A 16,810-nucleotide genomic window follows, 5' to 3' on the forward strand; every position below is an offset into this window, starting at 1 on the left:
GCAGAGCCTTTTTGCTTTTATACTAATTGGGATTATAGTTTTTTAGTCTCGATGTAGAAGTTTTTATCAAAACCGACTTTAGTTCCATCCAAATCTTCCGTTTTCCATGAAGCATTGGGGAACAACCATTTTTCCGAACCATTAACTGTTATTTTGATGGGCATATCAAAACCTTCCACAATGTCCACATACCTAAAACTGATGGTTTCTCCATCAAGTTTATATTCCAAGGAGGGAATCATGGTCGTACGTAAATATTGATCAAAGAAAGCAGATAGGTCTTTGCCTGATTCTTCACTCAAATAAGCTTCAATTTGAGCTGAGGTAACGGTTTGATGATAAAACTCTTTATTCAGCCCTCTCAGCATTTGACGCCATTTTTCATCATCGTCCACCAATTGGCGTAAGGTGTGAAGTATATTGGCTCCTTTGTAGTACATATCGCCTGAACCACTTTTGTTCACACCATAAGGTCCGATAATCGGGCGGTCGTTTTGAATATTGGAGCGTGTTCCGATTACGTATTCGGCAGATGCCTTTTTACCAAAGTGATAGTCGAGGTACAGATTTTCCGAGTAAGCTGTAAATCCTTCGTGCACCCACATATCAGCAATATCTTTGTATGTGATGTTGTTGGCAAACCACTCGTGCCCCGCTTCATGGATGATAATAAAATCAAACTGTAGCCCCCAACCGGTACCTGATAGGTCACGGCCCAAGTAACCATTCTCGAACTTATTGCCGTAGGTTACGGAACTTTGGTGCTCCATGCCCAAATAGGGCACTTCCACCAATTTAAAACCATCTTCATAAAAAGGGTAGGGACCAAACCAATGCTCAAAGGCCCTAATCATCATTGGGGTTTGTGTAAATTGCTTTTTGGCCTTTTCCAAATTTTCAGGCAGCACATAGTAATCCAGTTGAAGTGGACCATTTTCCCCTTGGTAGGTTTCTCCAAAATGAACGTAATTCCCAATATTAACATTAACGCCATAATTGTTGATTGGATTTTTGACGACCCAATTGTAGGTTTTGAAATCCCCTTTGTCCTCTACACTTTCCAATTGTCCGTTGGAGACATCCATCAGGTCTTTTGGAACCGTTGCACTGATGCGCATACTGTCCACCTCATCGTACATATGGTCTTTGTTGGGCCACCAAACACTTGCTCCGAGTCCTTGACAAGAGGTAGCCACGAAGGGGTTTCCGTTAGGGTCCTCCTTCCATGAAAAACCACCATCCCATGGCGCACGAACAGCTTCCCGTGGATACCCGGAGTAGGTTATTTTAAGTTGATTGAGCTCTCCAGGCACTTGTTTTTTCTTCAGCTTGATGAAATGTGCATTTCCCTCCGAAGTGAATTTCAACTTTTTGCCATCTTGTTCTACGGATTCAATCTTCATGGGTTCCTGCAGGTCAACTTGAAGTGTTTTGGCTTCATTCAATACCTTATAGCTGATTACATTATATCCCGAGATGAATTTTTTGGAGGGTTCAACCTTTACGTTCAAATCGTAGTGACTCAAGTCCCACCAAGCGCGTTCAGGGGTTATGCTGCCTCTTAGGGTGTCTTGTCTTGTGAATTCTTGTGCACTGATTGCCCATACTCCAAGTAAAAGGGCAATGGTTAGGAAGTTTTGTTTCATTTATGAATGTTTATTATCTAAAAATCTTGTTTGGAAAAACCACTGGACTTTCATGTCCGTCCTTGCCCACGGCAGCCACCCCAAAGAAGTAATTGTCTATTACAATGCCTTCCAAGGTATGTTCATTTGCATCCCCAACGTATTTGTAATGGTCCCAAGTAGGGGAGGTGGTATCCCTCCAATATATTTTATATCCGACCGCATTTTCAACCTTGCTCCAACGTAGTTTGGCACTGGGTTCCACAATACCTCCGATTTCAACAGTTTCTGGAGCAGGTGGGGCCCAGGCGATGGATGCCAAGTTAATGGCATTGACGGCCGTAAGCTTTTTGGCGTATTCAAAATTTACGTGTTCCAGAACATCTCCGTAGGCAATACCGTCCTCTGTTCGGATGTCTTGGTGTTGCTGTGTGTAATTCTCGTGGGCTTCCATGATGCGAATACCGGCATAGCCAGCATCATTGAAAGGTCTGTGGTGTCCGCCACGTCCAAACCTATCCAAACGGTAAATCATCATGGGGTTCATTTCGGGCATATAGGTCTTGGTGGTTTTGTACACGTAGCGTGCCAGCTGACGGGAAATCCCATCCACTTCGCCGCCATAGAAGCGTCTAGCCCTTCGCTCTCGTTCTGTTTCGGTAGGTGGAACGGGTTCTGAGAAAATCCTGAAATCCCTATTGCTCACAACGCCATCTACTCCGGTTATGTTTCCAATCATGTCGTTATTGAGAATACCAACAATATCCCATCCTTGCTCTTCGGCATAGGTGGCTAAACCTTTACCTCCATAAAGACCCTGTTCTTCGCCTGAAAGTCCTACGTAAATGATGCTGCTCTCGAACTTGTATTTGGATAACACACGAGATGCTTCGATAGTACCGGCCATTCCACTGGCATTATCGTTGGCTCCTGGTGAATCAGAAGTATAGTTGGTAGGGTCGCTGACACGGGAATCGATATCCCCGCTCATGATTATGAAACGATTCGGGAATTTGGTCCCACGTTGAATGGCAACGACGTTTACGATTTCCACATCTTTGACGATTCGGGAATTATCGCCTTCCTCTATTAAGTTTTTTTGATAGAAAACTTCGAGACAATTGCTACAGTCGGCAGAGATTTTTTCAAACACCGATTTAATCCATCTTCGGGCAGCACCAATGCCCCGGGTTTGGGAAACGGTATCGCTCAACGTATGTCTTGTACCAAAGTTGACCAATGTGGTTATATCACTTTCAATACGTTCAGCGGAAACTGAATTGATGATATCGTAAAGTCGAGTATCGGTTTGGGCAAAACCAAGGGTTGTAATGGTTAGCAATAGGAGCGTAATTGTTTTTTTCATATGTGCGGGGTTTGATTTGTTCAAAGTTATTTAATGAATGTGACCTTGGTAATTGTCCCGTTCTCCACTTCGTAAATGGCAATGGCCTTAAATTCCATGCCATTGGCAACTACCTGCTCTTGATCGATCACTTTGTTGCCAATAACTATTCTGTTCTTTATTTTTGCATGAAGGTCGGGAGTGTTTTCAAAAAACGATCCGTATTGTTGTTTGACCATCGACTTGCCTTTCACGCTTGGTGTATTTTGATATTCAAATATTTCAATGGAATCGGCATAGGTATCGGCAAAGCCTTCAATATCACGATTGTTATAAGCGTCCAGTTGCTCTTCCACAATACTTTCTGCATCGGTCAAAGGACCATCCGGAAAAATAAAGGTCATTGAAGTGATTTGCCCATTTTGGACTTGATATATGGCCACTTGATGTCCTTCCCTGCCATCTACTTGGGTAACTTCTTCATCAATTACGGTGTTTCCAAGGATAATTCGGTTGACTACTTCGACGCTGGATGATTCCACATTTTCAAAAAAGCGTTCGTAGTTCTTCCTCATTGTACCATTGCCCTGATACATTTTTTCATTGGGAAAACGTCTGACCAGCACATCTTCGGCAAAGCAGGACACAAATGCTTCCAAGTCTCGTTGATTAAAGGCCTTTACTTGTTTTTGAATGATTTTAGCAGGGGATTCCTCCGCAACAAAAGCCAATCTTTTATGGTTTGGGCTAATGGCAATTCGGCTAATGTTGTTGATTTCTTCCTGATCAAATTCGATAAAGGGTTCCCAACCGTTCTCCGAGCCAATATCCTTTGTTAAAAGCTTTTTGCCCGCTCCTGTAATGATGGTATTTTCATCCAACCAACAAATATCCTCTTCTTTACCATAGGTATGGGTTATTTTTTTGGATTCGCCCGTAATCGGATTAAGCGATAAAACCTCCCAAGCATTGTTTTTTTTGCCAATAAAACTGATCAAATCAGTATTGGGTATTTGGTGCAGGGAACGCCCTACATTTTGATAAACGGTCTTTTGGGTATGCTCTTCCAAGTCCAAAACCACAAGGTCCATTCGGTTTTCCACCAAAACAGTGGCAACTAAAATCTGATTATCGAACCACACATGATATCCAATCTTTAAATCTGACAAAGCCTCTGATTCGCTGGTCTCGACATCATATTCGTAGAGTCGCTGAAGGCCATCTACATCCAAACGGATAGCGGAAACAGCATTTTTTCCAGGAATACGTAAAGGGGAGTATTCACTACCTGCGGTGGTATAAGTCAACCAAGATGACATACTTCCTTCATTAACATTAAACTGAAGAATATCCGTTTGGTTTTCTCTGGTAGAGGCAAACAACACACTATCATCATCCCAAAACGAAGGCTGATTGTCGTATCCGGGATTGTTGGAAATGTTTTTAGGATTGCTCAAAACGGGTTTTCCATTATTCAGTTCCATATCAAAAAGATAGACCTCTGTTTCTATCTGCGCCCATCCTTGACCGGATGCCAACAAAAAGCAAATAATGAAAAACCTTCGTATCATGGTTTTGTAAAACGTTTTAATAATTGCCTGACCCTTGCAGTATTTTCCACATGGTATTTGGCCTGTGTTTTTTTGAGTCCAACTTTAACGGTAACCGCCGAATCCGGGAGTTCTTGGAACATAAATTCATCGGTCCAATCATCACCAATGGCAAAAACAAAGTCGTAATCATCTTCGCTTAACATACGAGTGGCAGCCCTTCCTTTGTTCACATTGCTGCTTTTTATTTCCATTACTTTGTTCCCGTTCAACACACTAATATCGTCATTACCGATTAAACTGCGTAATACCGTATTGAGCTCTGTGGCTCTTTTTGCTCCAAAATCCGGGTCCGTATTTCGGTAATGCCACGCCAAGGAATAGTTCTTTTCTTCGATAAATGATCCTGGGGTCCTATCCACAAAAGATTCCAGCACAGGTCGGATTTTGCTCATCCATTCCCCTTTTACCTGTTCCAACAATTTAAAGTCTTCTCCGTTTCGGGAAATCCACACCCCGTGCTCTACGATCATATTGTATTTTTTAGGCAGGAACCAACGTCCAAAGGTCTGTTTGTCCCTTCCACTGATCAAAAATACCGTTGTGTCCTCTTGTTGATTCAGTTCATCCAAGAGTTCATAAAGCTCTTCATCGGGAGAGGCTTGTTGTGGATCTTTGTGGAATCCGGCCAAGGTTCCGTCGTAATCCAAGAACAATAGCCGTTTTTTGGATTTCATGTATTCTTCTTGAATGGACAATAGAATCTCCGAGGACATTTTCTCTGAAATAAAGGCTTTGCCCAAATCCCTGTTCTCTTTCAAAGCATTCATAAATTCATTGGCCCAGACTTCCACATTGTAGCGTTCCAATCTTTTTTGCAGAAAGGTATTTCGCGATACCTGCTCTTCCATGGGCATGTTAAAGGCTCTTTTCAGGGTATCTGCTTGTTGTTCAAAATTATTTGGATTGATCAACAATGCCTCGTTCATTTCGTAAGCAGAGCCGGCCATTTCACTCAAAATAAGCACACCTGATTTATCGGTACGGGTGGCAATATATTCCTTGGCGACTAAGTTCATTCCATCCCGTAACGGGGTAAGCCATGCAATGTCACTGGAGGTGTAGAGGTCAATCAGGCTCTCAAAGGGCAGGGAACGGTAGAAATACCAAATGGGCGTCCAATTCACTGTGGACAATTCTCCATTGATTCGGCCTACCAATTCATCCACCTCTCTTTTTAACAATTGATATTGTGGAACGTTGGAACGGGAGGGGACGGCCAGTATGATTAATCGTACTTTTTCCTTGTATTCCGGGTATTTCTGAAGGAAATATTCGAAGGCATTGATTCGTTTTGCGATTCCTTTACTGTAGTCCAAACGGTCTATGGAAAGAATGAGCTTGGTATCGGGTGCTGATGCCTTGTGGTTGTCCAAACGGACCTGTAAATCGCTCCGCTCTTCCTTGCTTTTGGAATCATGCAGTACAGCAGCATCCCTAAACTTTTTATAATCGATCCCCATTGGGAATGAATCCACTTTGATCACCCTGTTATCCAGATAAATCTCGTTAAAGCTCACATCCAACCCGATCAATCTTCGTACGGAACTCAAAAAGTGCCTTTCGTAGTCGTAGGTGTGGAACCCAATTAGATCGGAGCCCAACAATCCTTCCAAGATTTCTTCACGCCAAGGGAGGGTTCGGAAAATTTCGAAAGATGGGAAAGGAATATGCAAAAAGAAGCCAATAGTGGTATCAGGACGCTTTTCCCGCACCATTTGTGGTACTAACATCAATTGATAGTCATGAATCCAGATGGTGTCGTCCTCATCCGAGTTTTCTATGATGGCATCGGCAAACTTTTGGTTTACGGATTTGTAGGTGTCCCAATAGTTCAGTTCAAATTCGGAATACTTGAGAAAATAGTGGAACAAGGGCCAAATGGTTCGGTTACTGAAACCGTAATAAAATCCATCAATTTCATCAGAATCGAGTTTTACTTTGGCACAGCCATGCTCTTTTAGAGCCTTGTCAATATCATCCTCCAGTTCTTCCGGGGTGTCTTCATCCGTTAATCCGGACCAGCCAATCCATAGACTTTCGCCTCCACTGTGTACAGATTTCATCCCTGTGGCCAAACCTCCAACACTTGGTATCGCATTGAGTGTTCCATTGCTAATTTGTAACTGAACGGGTAATCGATTTGAGATTATGATAGTTTTGCCCATAAAAGGATGATTTTTGACGTATTTTAATTTTTTGTTTCTTTAAAATTCGGGAAATTCGAGCGCAAAACCAATTCATTCTAACCCTTTTGAGAATTTTTGACCTATGGACAATTTGAATTACGGAATTATAGGAAATTGCAGGAGTGCAGCATTGATTTCCAAAGAAGGCTCCATAGATTGGTGCTGTTTGCCTCAATTTGACTCTACCTCCATATTTGCAAAATTGCTGGATGAGCAAAAAGGCGGCAGTTTTGAGGTGCATCCCAAAGGTGATTATAACATTGAACAGGAATATTTTCCCAATACAGCCATTCTAGTTACTCGTTTTTCGGAAGGCGATAATATTTTTGAGCTGCATGATTTTATGCCGCGTCATCATAAAATGAACGGAAAATATAAAGCGCAGCCTGAGATTATTCGTTACGTTAAATACATTTCGGGAACGCCTCAATTTTCGGTGGTCTATAACCCTAAATTGGAATATGGCCTGGGAGAGACCAAGCACTACATAAAAGAAGATTTTATAGCCAGCCTTACCCATAAATTAAAATATGACACCTTGTTTTTATATACTTCATTTGACAAGGAAAGTATTCTGGAAGGGCATGAGATATCCCTGAAAGAGGATGGGTACTTCCTCATCCGTTACAATGAGAAGATATTAAAACCGACCACGGAGAAAATGGGGTTGGAACTGGAGCGCACCAAGGTATACTGGTTGGATTGGGCTGCTAAGACGCCAGATTACCAAAAATTCAAGGATGAAATCGTCCGAAGTGCCATCACACTTAAAATGCTGACCTACGACAAAACTGGGGCTGTGCTTGCCGCTGCGACCACATCACTTCCAGAGACCATTGGCGAGGTCAGGAACTGGGATTATCGCTTTTGTTGGATCAGGGATGCATCCATGGTTATAAAAGTGGTTTCCGAGCTTGGTCATAAGAATTCAGCCAAGCGCTACCTTCAATTTATTATTGATTTGATGCCCGATAAGGACGAGAAACTCCAAATCATGTACGGTATCAACAAGGAAAAGACGCTAACGGAGAAGACCTTGAGCCATTTTGATGGCTACAAGGGGTCCAAGCCTGTTCGCGTGGGTAATGCAGCCTATAAACAACGCCAGAATGACATTTATGGCATTTTGATGGATGTGATTTACGAGCAGTTGAAAAATTTCAGCAACGATATTGAAAATGTGGAGGAGCTTTGGAGCATTACCAAAGGTATTGTATGGATTGTTGGAAAACACTGGGAAGAACCCGATAAAGGTATTTGGGAGTTCCGTGGGGAGGACAAACACTTTACCTTCTCCAAGGTATTGTGTTGGGTGGCTCTGGACCGCGCCATAAAAGTGGCCAATATGTTCGGTAAAACCAGAAAATTGGAACGTTGGACGGCACTTGAACAGAAAATCAAGGAAGATATCCACGAAAACGCATGGAACAGCGACATTAACGCATTTGTACAATCTTATGGATCTCGCCATTTGGATGCCTCAGTGCTGTTAATGGAGCCTTATGGTTTTATCCATGCCCGTGATCCAAAATATGTGAGCACGGTCAAAGCGATAGAGGAGGGACTTAGTAATGATGGTCTTTTGTACCGCTATAAAAATGAGGACGACTTTGGATTGCCATCCTCATCATTTACCATTTGTACGTTCTGGTTTATCAATGCGCTCTTTAAGATAGGGGAGGAAGAAAAGGCTCTGGAGCAGTTTGAACGTTTGTTGAGCTACAGCAATCATTTAGGATTATTCAGTGAGGACATCGACTTTAAAACAAAACGATTGTTGGGTAATTTCCCGCAGGCGTATTCGCATTTGGCCCTTATTGAGTGTGCCATTAATTTCTCGACTAAACAAAAAGACGAGCGGATACTGGAATCAATTAAATAAGCCGTGTAAGGAATGATTGTAACCTCGAGCGCAGCCGAGAGGTATTTGGGAAAACGCAAGTTTGACTTTTGCCCCGATTGTATTCGACCTGACATTACTATACCAACTAAAAAACGCCCCAATCGGGGCGTTTTCAAATCCTAGTGGGTTTTCATCCCAACAAATATTTGAATTAGTCAAAGGTATACCCGTTATCTGCGGCAACTTTGTCGGCGATTTGCGTTCTAAGTTCCACAACATTGGGTTGGTTTGTATACTTGGTAAAGCGTTTTAGGCCCATCAGCATCATACGTTGCTCATCGCCTTCAGCGAAGGAAACAATGCCTTCCTTGGCTTTCTGTTGGATGATGTCCACTGCTCTGTACAAATACAATTTGGACATCGCTATTTGAGTAGCTTGGGCTTCTTTACCAAAGCGTTTTGCGTTTTTCTCTGTTCTTAGGATAGCGGATTCCGCCATGTAAATCTGAATCAAGATATCGGAAGCGGCCATCAATAGCATTTGATGCTTTTCCAAATCCGGTCCAAATTTTTGTACAGCACTACCTGCTACCATTAAGAATACTTTCTTCAATCTGGCAATCAAATCTTTTTCTTCTGAAAGTAATTCGGAAAAATCAGGTGTATCAAAAGATGGAATTCCCATCAATTCCTCGCCAACAGCTGTGGCAGGGCCCAAAAGGTCAACATGGCCCTTCATGGCTTTTTTCACCAACATGCCTACAGAGAGCATACGGTTGATTTCGTTGGTACCTTCATAAATTCTGGAAATACGGGCATCTCTCCAAGCTGATTCCATGGGTGTATCGGCGCTAAAGCCCATTCCTCCGAATACTTGTATGCCTTCATCCGTAGTGTGCTGAACGTGCTCGGAAACGGCAACCTTTAAAATGGAACACTCGATAGCATATTCCTCAACACCTTTGAGTTCTGCTTCTTGGTGTGAGTTTCCACTGGCTTCGCGAATGGCGATTCTGTCCTCGATATTTTTGGCCGCACGATAACATGCTGCCTCATCCACATAGGCGTTGGTGGCCATATCCGCAATTTTAGCCTTGATAGCGCCAAAGTTGATAATCGGTGTTTTAAACTGTATACGCTCATTGGCGTATTTTGTCGCTTCATTAACAACACGACGTTGTGCCTCCAAACAAGCAGCTGCCAATTTGATCCTACCCACATTTAGGGCGTTCATGGCAATCTTGAATCCGTTTCCTCTTTCGGAAAGCATGTTTTCAACAGGTACTTTGGTCTCATTGAAGAATACCTGACGGGTAGAGGAGGAGTGGATGCCCAACTTCTTTTCTTCATCGCCAAAACTGATACCGTTTTCTACATCATTTTCAACAATAAAGCCTGTAATGTTCTTATCGTCTTCTATTCTGGCAAAGACAATGAACATGTTGCAGAATCCAGCGTTCGAAATCCACATTTTCTGCCCTGTGATGCTATAATATTTACCATCATCGGAAAGAACGGCTTTTGTTTTACCGGAATTGGCATCAGAACCAGCTCCTGGTTCAGTTAAACAGTAGGCTCCAAACCATTCGCCCGTAGCCAATTTAGGTACATATTTTTGTTTTTGTTCTTCAGTCCCGTACAAAGTGATGGGCATGGTTCCAATTCCAGTGTGCGCTCCAAAAGCAGTACTAAAGGAACCAGTGGCTCCGGAAATATAGTCACACACCAACATGGTGGACACAAACCCCATTCCCATACCGCCGTAGGCTTCAGGAACCGCAATGCTCAAAAGTCCAAGTTCGCCTGCCTTTCGCATGCATTCCTCGGTGTAGGCATAATCTTTTTTCTCGAAACGTTCCCAATGCGCCCAAAGCTCTCGGTCTACGAATTCTTTGGTGCTTTCACGCATCATTTTTTGTTCTTCGTTGAGGTCTTCTAGGGTAAAAATGTCTTCACATTTGGTCTCCTTGACCAAGAATTGACCTCCTCTCAGTATGTCTTTTTCAATTGTATCGCTCATGATATTTTGTGTTTAGTCATTTTAATTTAGGAACTCGAATATACCTGCGGCACCTTGCCCAGTACCCACACACATGGTGACCATACCGTATTTGCCTTTCATGTCACGCTTTCTCATTTCATCAAAAAGTTGGACGGATAATTTAGCCCCGGTACATCCCAGCGGGTGTCCGAGTGCGATGGCTCCCCCGTTCACGTTAACGATATCCTGATTCAGCCCTAATTCCCTGATAACGGCCAAGGATTGCGAGGCAAATGCTTCGTTCAATTCAATGAGGTCTATTTGGTCCTGCTTCATCCCTGCTTGCTTTAAGGCTTTGGGAATCGCTTTCACAGGTCCAATTCCCATGATTCTTGGTTCCACACCTGCGGCAGCATAATTTACCAAACGGGCAACGGGTTCAAGGTTCAGTTCTTTTACCATTTCCTCGCTCATTACCATTACAAAGGCTGCACCGTCGCTCATTTGTGAGGAGTTACCTGCGGTTACACTACCTCCTTCAGCAAAAACTGGTCTCAACTTGTTCAAAGTTGGAATGTTGGTTCCTTTTCTCGGACCTTCGTCCTTGTTGACGGTGTAGTTTTTGGTTTCTTTTTTTCCTGCTTCGTTTACAAAAGTGTGTTCTACCTCAATAGGAACAATTTGATCTTGAAAACGGTCCTCTTCTTGAGCTTTTAAGGCTTTCATATGGGAATTAAAGGCGAATTCGTCTTGATCTTCGCGAGATACCTTGAATTGTTTGGCCACAGCTTCGGCGGTAAGTCCCATGCCCCAATAGTAGTCTTCGTGACCTTCTTTGGCCGTGGCGTAATCTGGAGTGGGTTTATAACCACCCATGGGAATATAGCTCATGCTTTCGGCACCACCTGCAATGATGCAATCCGCCATTCCTGACTGGATTTTTGCTGTGGCGATTCCAATGGTTTCCAATCCTGAGGCACAATAACGGTTTACCGTAACGCCAGGAACGTCTTCAATATCAAGTCCCATTAAGGAGATGAGCCTTCCCATGTTCAAACCTTGTTCGGCTTCGGGCATGGCATTGCCCACAATAACGTCATCAATACGTTTTTTGTCCAGTTGGGGAAGCTCGTTCATCATGTATTCGATGGTTTCGGCGGCGAGTTCATCGGGACGCTTAAACCTGAACAGACCTTTGGGGGCTTTCCCTACGGCTGTTCTATATCCTTTTACTATATATGCTGTTTTCATTTTTATTTGGATTCTTTGATTTTTGGATTCATGGATGGTTGGATTCCTTGTCTAGCTATTAAAAGGTCCATTGATCAATAAATCTAATTTCTAAGTGGTTTTCCTGTCTTCAACATGTGTTGGATACGTTCCAGCGTCTTTCTCTCGGTACAAAGTGATAAAAATGCTTCCCGTTCCAAATCCAAAAGGTATTGTTCGGTCACCATTGTCGCTTCAGAAAGATCACCACCTGCCATTACGTAGGCCAATTTATCAGCAATCTTTTTGTCATGTTCCGATATGTAGTGTCCAGCTTCCATGGAGTCCGTGCCTACCAAGAACATACCCAGAGCTTGTTTTCCAAGCACCTTGACATCCTTGCGTTTGACGGGTTTGGTATAGCCTGCATCTGCCATTAGTTTAGCGTATGCTTTTGCTGTTGCTATTTGACGGTCTTTGTTGACCACCACTACATCTTTTCCTTTTTGAAGGATGCCCAAGTCATAGGCCTCGTAAGCCGAAGTGGATACTTTGGCCATTCCGATGGTAAGGAAGTACTCTTGAAGTACATTGAGCTCCACATCGTTTTTTCTGAAGGTATCGGAAGCACGTAGCGCCATTTCCTTGGAACCACCTCCACCGGGAATTACACCTACGCCGAATTCCACCAAACCAATATAGGTCTCTGCCGCGGCTACGACCTTATCTGCATGGAGCGAAAGTTCGCAACCACCGCCCAAACACATACCGTGAGGGGCAGAAACAGTCGGAATAGAGGAATATCGCATGCGCATCATGGTGTCTTGGAACATTTTGATGGCCATGTTCAGCTCATCATATTCTTGTTCCACGGCCATCATGAAAATCATTCCGATATTGGCACCAACAGAGAAGTTAGCAGCTTGGTTACCAACCACCAATCCTGCAAAATCCTTTTCGGCAAGATCTACCGCTTTGTTCAAGCCAGCCAATACATCGCCTCCAATGGTGTTCATTTTGGATTGGAACTCGCAATTGAGGATTCCATCACCCAAATCTTCGATAACAACACCACTGTTTTTAAAGACTTCCTTGGTTTTTCTGATATTGTCCAAAATGATGAATGCATCCTGGCCCGGAACTTTTTCCATAGCCTTTTTTGGAATGTCGTAGAAGTAGGTATTCCCTTCTTTTACGGTGTAGAAGGAATCAATTCCGGCTTCTTTCATTTCGGACACCCATGAAGCAGCCTCCAAACCTTCAGCTTTGATAAATTCAAGACCTTTGTCGAGCCCAACGGCATCCCAAATTTGAAACGGTCCGTGTTCCCAACCGAATCCGGCCTTCATGGCATCATCTATTTTGTATAATTCGTCCGTAATTTCAGGAATACGGTGGGTAACGTAAGCGAAAAGGGCTCCGAAGCTCTTTCGGTAGAATTCTCCTGCTTTGTCTTTACCATCTACCAAAACCGGGAATCGTTCAATGACCTTGTCAATGGTCTTTGTTAGCTCCAAAGTGGCAAATTTTGCTTTCTTTTTAGAGCGGTAGTCCATGGTATCCAAATCCAGTGTTAGGATTTCACTTTTACCATCATCCCCTTTAATCTTTTTGTAGAATCCTTGTCCGGTTTTGCTTCCCAACCATTTATTATCCATCATGGTTTGGATGAAGTCGGGCAATTGAAAGAGTTCGTGTCGCTCATCCTCCTTGCAGTTTTCATGAATCCCATTAGCCACATGCACCAAAGTATCCAGTCCAACCACATCCACGGTACGGAAGGTGGCGGATTTAGGCCTTCCGATAACTGGGCCAGTCAATTTATCGACTTCCTCAACCGTCATTCCCATTTCTTTCACGGCATGGAACAAACTCTGAATACTAAAGATTCCGATTCTGTTACCGATAAATGCGGGCGTATCCTTGGCGACCACCGATGTTTTCCCCAAGAATTGCTCACCGTATCCATTTAAGAAGTCCAGCACCTCTTGAGAGGTTTTTGGACCTGGAATAATTTCAAAAAGCTTTAAATATCTGGCAGGGTTGAAAAAGTGCGTGCCACAGAAATGCTTCTGGAAATCATCACTTCTTGCTTCGCTCATAAACCGAATAGGGATTCCAGAGGTGTTTGAAGTAATTAAAGTGCCCGGTGTACGGTGTTTATCCAAATTTTCGAACACCTGTTTTTTGATATCCAAACGTTCCACTACCACTTCAATGATCCAATCCACATCGGCCACTTTGGAAATATCATCTTCCAGATTTCCTGTACTGATGCGGTCAGCAAATTTTTTATGATAAATAGGGGAGGGTTTGGATTTGAGGGCAGCAGCGAGGGATTCGTTCACCAAGCGATTACGGACCGCCTTGTCTTCCAAGGTTAGCCCTTGGGCCTTTTCCTTGTCGGTAAGTTCGTGTGGGACTATGTCCAGTAATAGAACTTCGACCCCAATATTCGCAAAATGGCATGCAATGCCACTTCCCATTATTCCGGAACCGATTACGGCAACTTTGTTTATATGCCTTTTCATGTGCGGGTTTATAATTTAATTATTAGTTGTTTTTGTATAGATTTTCTTGTCTGTTATCAGCTTGTTGATGGTTTCTATAATTCTAAAGAAACCCACCATATCATCTTGCGAAGTGTTTTCTTTGACCACTTCGTTGAAACGGAGTACCACTTCTTTGGACTCTTCTCGTTTTTCTAGCCCCAAAGGAGTCAAATAAATTAGAACCCCACGTCCGTCCTTTGGGTTACGCTTTCTTTCTATATAACCTCTTTGCTCAATGTTTTTTAAGATTCTGGACAAACTCGTTGCTTCCATTCCCATTTTAGGGCCCAATGTGGTACTCGGTGTACCTCCTTTTGGGTCGATACTCAGTAAGGTAAATCCAATGGCCATTGTAAGCCCGTAGTTTTTCGCTTCCTCGTTGTACATTTTGCTCACAGCCTGCCAGGTGGCCCTAAGGGCGTAATCAATGGTCAAATCTTTCATAGAACTGGTTTGGTGTTCTCAAATATATAAAAATATATTATGCATGCATAATATATTTAGATTTATTGATAGCAAAAAAAAGCCTGCAACTTGCAGGCTTTTCATTTTATGAGATGTTTTGATCAATGTCCGTAAATATCATTGTACAAATTGAGATACATTTCTTTTACCGGCTTCCGTTTTAGTTTCATGGTAGGGGTCAGGTGGCCTTCTTCCACGCTCCAAATATCCGGAGTAAGCCTAAATTGTTTTACTTTTTCCCAATTTGCAAAGTCTTGGTTGGCCCAGTCCACTTCTTCTTGCATACGGGCTATCACTTTTTCGTTTTTTACCAATTCTTCATTGGAACCTAATTCAATGTTATGGCGCTTGGCCCATTCCTTAACAAATTCGAAGTTGGGCTGAATCAAAGCAGCAGGCATTTTTTCGCCTTCGCCCACGACCATGATTTGCTCAATGAATCTGGATTGCTTAAAACGGTTCTCTAATAATTGTGGTGCCACATATTTTCCGCCAGAGGTCTTGAACATTTCCTTTTTACGATCGGTAATACGCAAAAAGCCCTCGGCATCAATCTCTCCGATGTCCCCGGTATGGAAATAAGCACCTGTCATTACATCGGCAGTTTTTTCTGGATCTTTATAGTAGCCCAGCATTACGTTGGGACCTTTGCAAAGAATTTCCCCATCTTCAGCGATTTTCACTTCGACCTTATCAATCATTTTGCCAACGGTGCCAATTTTCCAACCTTTGTTGCGTTGGTCATTCACGGCGATCACAGGAGAGGTTTCCGTAAGTCCATAACCTTCCATCACTGGCATATCGGCTGCGGCAAATACTCTTGCAAGTCTAGGTTGCAAGGCAGCACTTCCTGAGACCATTACGGCTAGATTACCACCCAATCCTTCTTTCCATTTGCTGAAAATGAGTTTTCTGGCGAGTCCAAGTTTCTTTTCATACCACCAGCCGTTTGCTCCATAGGGTTCAAATTTAAGTCCTACCTCAACGGCCCAGAAGAACAATTTCTTTTTGATGCCGCTTAAAAGTGCTCCTTTGGCGATTATGGCATCGTAAACCTTTTCCAACAGACGCGGTACCACGGTCATTACGTTGGGCTTTACCTCTTTTACATTGTCACTGATTTTGTCCAGACCTTCCGCAAAGTGGATTTCAACACCGCAGTACTGATATAAGTACAATATCATACGCTCAAAAATATGGCATACGGGCAAGAAGCTGAGTGCTACCCCGCCGGTTTCAAAAGGCACCCTAGTTTGACTGGACACCACATTGGATACTATATTGTTATGTGATAGCATTACCCCTTTTGGCCTTCCTGTTGTACCGGAAGTATAGATCAAGGTGGCCAAATCATCAGGTGTAACGCCGTCCTTTAATTTTTCAACTTCATCTTGGTTGGATATGTCTGCACCCTTCTCCAGAACTTCACTCCAGTTTTTGCAATCCTTGAGTTGATCAAACGAATAAACATCTTTTAGATTTTTGATCTTGGATTGAATGGACTTTACCTTTTCAAGAACTTCCTCGCAGGATACAAAGCAAAGCTTGGCTTCAGAGTGATTCAAAATGTATTCGTAATCCTCTTCCGAAATAGTGGGATAAATAGGTACATTCTGCGCTCCGATTTGAAGAATCCCGATATCAACAATATTCCATTCGGTACGGTTTGTACTGGAAATCACCGCAATTTTATCATTGGGCTTGAATCCCATCCGTAACAAGGCCCTACTTACAGCATTGGCCTTATCAATATATTCTTTTGTGGATGTTGCCATCCATGTACCGTCACTTTTAGTGACCAGTGATTTTTCTAAGGGGTATTTTTCAAGTTGATAGTATGGGAAATCAAATAATCGGGTAACAGTTTGCATAGTAAGTTTTATGTAAAGCGATTGCAAATTAGCAAATCAGACCATAACTATGAAACAGATTTAACAATTACCTAAGGTAAATTTTGAAAAATCCCCAATTTTTGACTCCGAACAGCGGTG

10 protein-coding genes are annotated in these 16,810 nt (G+C 42.9%); 1 reads left to right on the top strand and 9 read right to left on the bottom strand.

What is annotated here, in order from left to right:
* Positions 1-32 precede the first annotated feature (32 nt).
* From EO132_RS10300 to EO132_RS10315, 4 genes are read right to left on the bottom strand one after another with little or no spacing between them, the layout of a single operon-like run.
* The gene (locus EO132_RS10300; RefSeq protein WP_127137763.1) at positions 33-1,646 is read right to left on the bottom strand and encodes a M1 family metallopeptidase; all 1,614 of its coding nucleotides are present in this window, start codon (positions 1,644-1,646) and stop codon (positions 33-35) included.
* A 13-nt stretch (positions 1,647-1,659) separates the two neighbouring features.
* A complete protein-coding gene (locus EO132_RS10305; protein ID WP_127137764.1) occupies positions 1,660-2,991 on the bottom strand; it encodes a M28 family metallopeptidase in 1,332 nt (443 codons plus the stop codon).
* 26 nt (positions 2,992-3,017) lie between these two features.
* Positions 3,018-4,541 carry a nuclear transport factor 2 family protein gene (locus tag EO132_RS10310; protein ID WP_127137765.1) on the bottom strand — a complete coding sequence of 508 codons (1,524 nt, stop codon included), beginning with the start codon at positions 4,539-4,541 and terminating at the stop codon, positions 3,018-3,020.
* Positions 4,538-6,748 (bottom strand): bifunctional alpha,alpha-trehalose-phosphate synthase (UDP-forming)/trehalose-phosphatase, encoded by a 2,211-nt coding sequence (locus tag EO132_RS10315; protein WP_127137766.1) that lies wholly within the window; start codon positions 6,746-6,748, stop codon positions 4,538-4,540. Before EO132_RS10315 ends, EO132_RS10310 begins: the two co-directional genes overlap by 4 nt.
* A 103-nt stretch (positions 6,749-6,851) precedes the next feature.
* Between EO132_RS10315 and EO132_RS10320 the strand changes: the two genes are divergently transcribed.
* Entirely contained in the window at positions 6,852-8,651 is a 1,800-nt protein-coding gene (locus tag EO132_RS10320) for a glycoside hydrolase family 15 protein (RefSeq protein WP_127137767.1), read from the top strand.
* Positions 8,652-8,823: 172 nt separating this feature from the next.
* On the opposite strand, the gene EO132_RS10325 is transcribed toward EO132_RS10320, so the two are convergent.
* From EO132_RS10325 to EO132_RS10345, 5 genes are all read right to left on the bottom strand, one after another.
* Positions 8,824-10,632 carry an acyl-CoA dehydrogenase family protein gene (locus EO132_RS10325; protein ID WP_205780354.1) on the bottom strand — a complete coding sequence of 603 codons (1,809 nt, stop codon included), beginning with the start codon at positions 10,630-10,632 and terminating at the stop codon, positions 8,824-8,826.
* 21 nt (positions 10,633-10,653) lie between these two features.
* Complete coding sequence (locus EO132_RS10330; protein ID WP_127137769.1) at positions 10,654-11,844, bottom strand: acetyl-CoA C-acyltransferase; 1,191 nt, start codon at positions 11,842-11,844, stop codon at positions 10,654-10,656.
* Positions 11,845-11,927: 83 nt separating this feature from the next.
* Entirely contained in the window at positions 11,928-14,333 is a 2,406-nt protein-coding gene (locus EO132_RS10335) for a 3-hydroxyacyl-CoA dehydrogenase/enoyl-CoA hydratase family protein (protein ID WP_127137770.1), read from the bottom strand.
* 15 nt (positions 14,334-14,348) lie between these two features.
* Positions 14,349-14,798, bottom strand: coding sequence for a MarR family winged helix-turn-helix transcriptional regulator (locus tag EO132_RS10340; RefSeq protein ID WP_127137771.1), 450 nt, complete (start codon positions 14,796-14,798; stop codon positions 14,349-14,351).
* Positions 14,799-14,920: 122 nt separating this feature from the next.
* Entirely contained in the window at positions 14,921-16,690 is a 1,770-nt protein-coding gene (locus tag EO132_RS10345; RefSeq protein ID WP_127137772.1) for an AMP-dependent synthetase/ligase, read from the bottom strand.
* Positions 16,691-16,810 lie beyond the last annotated feature (120 nt).

It is taken from the genome of Flagellimonas oceanensis (assembly GCF_003992595.1).
In the GTDB taxonomy this organism is placed as follows: domain Bacteria; phylum Bacteroidota; class Bacteroidia; order Flavobacteriales; family Flavobacteriaceae; genus Flagellimonas; species Flagellimonas oceanensis.

Bases quoted from the DNA above. Each gene is read 5' to 3' on its own strand.
- EO132_RS10300 (WP_127137763.1), bottom strand. From the start codon at position 1,646: ATGAAACAAAACTTCCTAACCATTGCCCTTTTACTTGGAGTATGGGCA.
- EO132_RS10305 (WP_127137764.1), bottom strand. From the start codon at position 2,991: ATGAAAAAAACAATTACGCTCCTATTGCTAACCATTACAACCCTTGGT.
- EO132_RS10310 (WP_127137765.1), bottom strand. From the start codon at position 4,541: ATGATACGAAGGTTTTTCATTATTTGCTTTTTGTTGGCATCCGGTCAA.
- EO132_RS10315 (WP_127137766.1), bottom strand. From the start codon at position 6,748: ATGGGCAAAACTATCATAATCTCAAATCGATTACCCGTTCAGTTACAA.
- EO132_RS10320 (WP_127137767.1), top strand. From the start codon at position 6,852: ATGGACAATTTGAATTACGGAATTATAGGAAATTGCAGGAGTGCAGCA.
- EO132_RS10325 (WP_205780354.1), bottom strand. From the start codon at position 10,632: ATGAGCGATACAATTGAAAAAGACATACTGAGAGGAGGTCAATTCTTG.
- EO132_RS10330 (WP_127137769.1), bottom strand. From the start codon at position 11,844: ATGAAAACAGCATATATAGTAAAAGGATATAGAACAGCCGTAGGGAAA.
- EO132_RS10335 (WP_127137770.1), bottom strand. From the start codon at position 14,333: ATGAAAAGGCATATAAACAAAGTTGCCGTAATCGGTTCCGGAATAATG.
- EO132_RS10340 (WP_127137771.1), bottom strand. From the start codon at position 14,798: ATGAAAGATTTGACCATTGATTACGCCCTTAGGGCCACCTGGCAGGCT.
- EO132_RS10345 (WP_127137772.1), bottom strand. From the start codon at position 16,690: ATGCAAACTGTTACCCGATTATTTGATTTCCCATACTATCAACTTGAA.